We start from the raw sequence: 3,350 nt of genomic DNA on the forward strand, positions 1-3,350 counted from the left end.
GGGCCACGGCCCGGTAGGCGGGCGCGCCGATAGTCAACACTCCTTGCTGCTACTCGGAGACCGGCGCGCCCGTTCACTAAGCAAGCGCGCAGATTTGGCCAGGCCAGTGGAGAACTGGCAAAAACAGATCGGGTCGATTGCGAGATGTTGGCCAGGATGGGTGCCGCATTGCAGCTGGTGCCGAAACCTATCAGCGAAGAAAGCCTATATGATTTGAAAGAGTTGCTGGCCACCCGGCGAATTGAGAAACCCGAGGTATGGAAATTCTGCTGAGAGGGGGGATGCATTCTCACATTCCCACTTGATGTAGACCTTCGTTTCGGACACCCATTTTTCGTCGATTTCGACCAGCACGGCGCTGACGAGGCGCAAGAGCGCGTCTTCGTCGGGAAAGACCCCGACCTTGACTGTGTGCCGTTTGAGTTCCTGCTGGACAGAGCGCTCGATCGGGTTTGACCTGCGTAGCCGTTTGCGGTGGTGCTCAGGCAGGGTGAAGACGAAGAGGCCTTCGGGAGCGTTTTCCTCGAGCCACGCGGCCAGCTTGGGCGCGGTGTCGCGATAGCTGGCGACCAGCTCGGTAAGGGCGGTTTCGGCCTTGTTGAGATCGTCCGCTGTCCAGATCGATTTCAGCAGTCTGCCGATGCGCTTGCGGATTTCGACGTTGGGGGCATGATGGATGGCGTTCCGGGCCAGGTGGAATTGGCAGCGCTGCCATGTGGCACCGCCCAGAACGGCGCGCCGGGCAGCGCGCAGGCCGCTGTGGTCGTCTGAAACGAAGAAGTTGACCCCGCGCAGCCCGCGAGCGACCAGGCTTTCGAGGAACGCCTGCCAGTGGACCCCGGCCTCCGACAGGGTCACCGACACGTCCAGAACCCGTCGGCGCTCGTCTGGGCCGATACCGATGGCCGAGAGCACGGCGACGTCGCGCACGACCCCGCCGTGACGCATCTTCTCGTACCGCGAGTCGAGGATGAGATACTTGATCTGGCCGAGTGGGCGGTCGCGCCAGGCCGCCAGGTCCTCATCCAGTTGCTTGGCGGCGCGACTGACGTGCGAGGATGACAGGCTCTCGAATCGCGAAACAAGCTTGGTCAATTGCCTGAGCATCCCGGCAAACTCGATGTGTCTGGATGTCTATTTGGGTGAGATATCTAACGTTTCTCTTTATTCCTGGCCAAAGATCGTTGCGACTTTTCAATAAGTTGCCTGCCCCCGTGACAAATTTTTCACGGAGGCAGGAAGAAAATTGCGGACCGCTCGCCAAAAAATGCGGGCTTTGGACCTACAGTTGCGGACACTGGCGCAAGATGTGCGGATTGGGCGCCGGGCAATGCGGGTTCCGCGCCCCCCAGCCCCTGACGGTAAATGTTGATCGGTTTCACCTTCTCTAAAATCCCGAAGCCAGAAGATCGATGGCAGCTACGATTTCGTCGCGCCAAGCCGATGCATCGCCAATTACAGGACCAATCTGAGTGCCGGGAAGTGCGACCATCTGCGACATGATTATGACGTGTGAAATGCCATCCAACTGAAAGGAAATATGCAGCTTTGGAGTCAGCGCACCCCATTCGGAGCGTGGGAGAACAGGAGCGCAGAGGATGTAAGGCGTCTCGATGCCGAGGTCGGTCTGAATGCGGCACACGAGTTCGTTACCATCGCGCAGGCGATGAATGTTTCCTTGTTTCATGGTGGTCTCGCCTAAATCCGCCTGAACCGCGCAAGGCTGGGCCCATTCAGTTCCAGATGACGGGCTTCGTCGGCAAGGCCTTCCTTGGCAGAGGCGATCCAGGCGGCGCGCTCGCGCTCGACCCGGGCTCTTGAAATCCCAGCGTCGATCCAGTCCCGAACGATATCTGATATGGAGGTCCCCGTTGCATTCGCCTCCGCTTCGAGGGCTGCCTTTCGGTCCTGGCCAATGTCACGGATATTCAGTGGTGAGGGCATGGCATCCTCGTTTTTTCGCTTCAAACACACAATAATACACATAATGCAACACAGCATGATGTGCAAGTGCCTTTTGCGTTCAAGCTTCCCGAAGAAATCTTCGAGAGGCTTGTTTGCGCTTGAGTATCGTAATTCGCGGCAATGCAGGCGCGTGGTCAACATCTACCGTCAGGGGCTGGTCCGCGCCCCCAGGGTTTTCTGCCGGACGCGATATCGCACCACCTCCCTTCCGAATGACAATCTGGAGAAGGGCGAATGGCAACAGATAACGGAAAAATCAGCGTGAGCTACAGACTGCTGGAGTGGATATTCCATGCGGGCGTGTCCGCATCGACGGCACGGCTGCTAATCGCATTGATCCACCAACAAGACTTGCGCGGCTTGTGGGACGAGACGCACATGCAAGACCCACATGGCGCCCGGACTCATGCCGCGGGTGCAACTCTGCGGAGCCGTGTGGGGCCAAAACGTGACAACGGGGCGAGAACGCTCAAACGCCTGCTGGAAGAAACCCGGGCGACAGGGCTGTTCGACAGTATTAGTCTGCGGGATAACAACAAGGTTCTGTGCTGGCAGTTCGCGCAATGGGTTCATGTCCAGATGAACCGGAGATGGGATGCTGACTACGTTCTGCTCGATCTGGAACAGGTCGCGCAGTGCCGGACGTTCCGAACCTTACGGCTCTACGTCGAGGCACGGTGCCGTTACAACATGAAGGCCCCAGCCTTCACCGGGCCGGTTCACGGGAGTTGGAGTCGGTACCGCCATCCGCTATTCGCCAGCTGTCGGGATGTTGCGGGTCTGGTCGACACGGTTTTCTTCATCGGCCTGGTGCCCGATCCGAACGAGCCTGGACGCTTCTCGCTGATCTTTCGCATGCGGCATATAGGCACAAAATGGTACCCGCATGCGCTGACGAAATTCCCGGCCGACACGCGGGTGTACCGGATCGACCGCTCATCCTCGCGTAAGATCAATCCGCGGGACTTCAAGGATTATGCCCTAGAGGACGAACAGTCGGCGGAGGTGGAGCGCAACCTGATAGCGAACCTACTATGAGCAGACCGGAGAAAAGCCCTCACACTCGTGCTTGGGCGCAGCGTGCAAATCGTTGAACCTGTCGCGGTTTGGCGCCGCCCCTTTGATAGCATAATGTGCAGCAAAGGAGGCGAACTATGGGAGCCGGGAGCGACGCCAAACCGCGACAGGTCCACTCGATGATCTGGCCGCTTGCATGGCGCGTGCTCCGGGACGGTTCTGATTTGAGACCTGAAACAATGCGCACGCGGCGCCAAGTTACGGCCAGCCGAGGTGTAAGGTGCGGTTTCTCGCGGGACATCCTGTTTGTTGATTATAGCTTTTCTCTGAGTGCTTCGTAAGGCGTCTTTCCGTTGTGCGCGCCGTGC

The 3,350-nt window shown here is 58.7% G+C and carries 4 protein-coding genes; 1 reads left to right on the plus strand and 3 read right to left on the minus strand.

Translation table 11 applies throughout. From position 1 onward, the window contains the following. Positions 1 to 204: 204 nt before the first annotated feature. The 3 genes from G568_RS19450 to G568_RS20770 all read right to left on the minus strand — a co-directional run bounded on the left by G568_RS19450 (position 205) and on the right by G568_RS20770 (position 2,106). The gene (locus G568_RS19450; RefSeq protein ID WP_211222284.1) at positions 205 to 1,095 is read right to left on the minus strand and encodes an IS256 family transposase; all 891 of its coding nucleotides are present in this window, start codon (positions 1,093 to 1,095) and stop codon (positions 205 to 207) included. A 292-nt stretch (positions 1,096 to 1,387) separates the two neighbouring features. Continuing rightward, on the minus strand, positions 1,388 to 1,687 hold the full coding sequence (locus G568_RS20115; protein ID WP_169576978.1) for a CcdB family protein: 300 nt from the start codon (positions 1,685 to 1,687) through the stop codon (positions 1,388 to 1,390). An 11-nt stretch (positions 1,688 to 1,698) separates the two neighbouring features. Beyond that, positions 1,699 to 2,106 carry a type II toxin-antitoxin system CcdA family antitoxin gene (locus G568_RS20770; RefSeq protein ID WP_245582980.1) on the minus strand — a complete coding sequence of 136 codons (408 nt, stop codon included), beginning with the start codon at positions 2,104 to 2,106 and terminating at the stop codon, positions 1,699 to 1,701. 93 nt (positions 2,107 to 2,199) lie between these two features. On the opposite strand from G568_RS20770, the gene G568_RS0117570 reads away from it, so the two are divergent. Next, entirely contained in the window at positions 2,200 to 3,003 is an 804-nt protein-coding gene (locus G568_RS0117570; protein ID WP_026759172.1) for a hypothetical protein, read from the plus strand. The last annotated feature ends 347 nt before the right edge of the window (positions 3,004 to 3,350 follow it).

It is taken from the genome of Sediminimonas qiaohouensis DSM 21189 (assembly GCF_000423645.1).
Taxonomy (GTDB): domain Bacteria; phylum Pseudomonadota; class Alphaproteobacteria; order Rhodobacterales; family Rhodobacteraceae; genus Sediminimonas; species Sediminimonas qiaohouensis.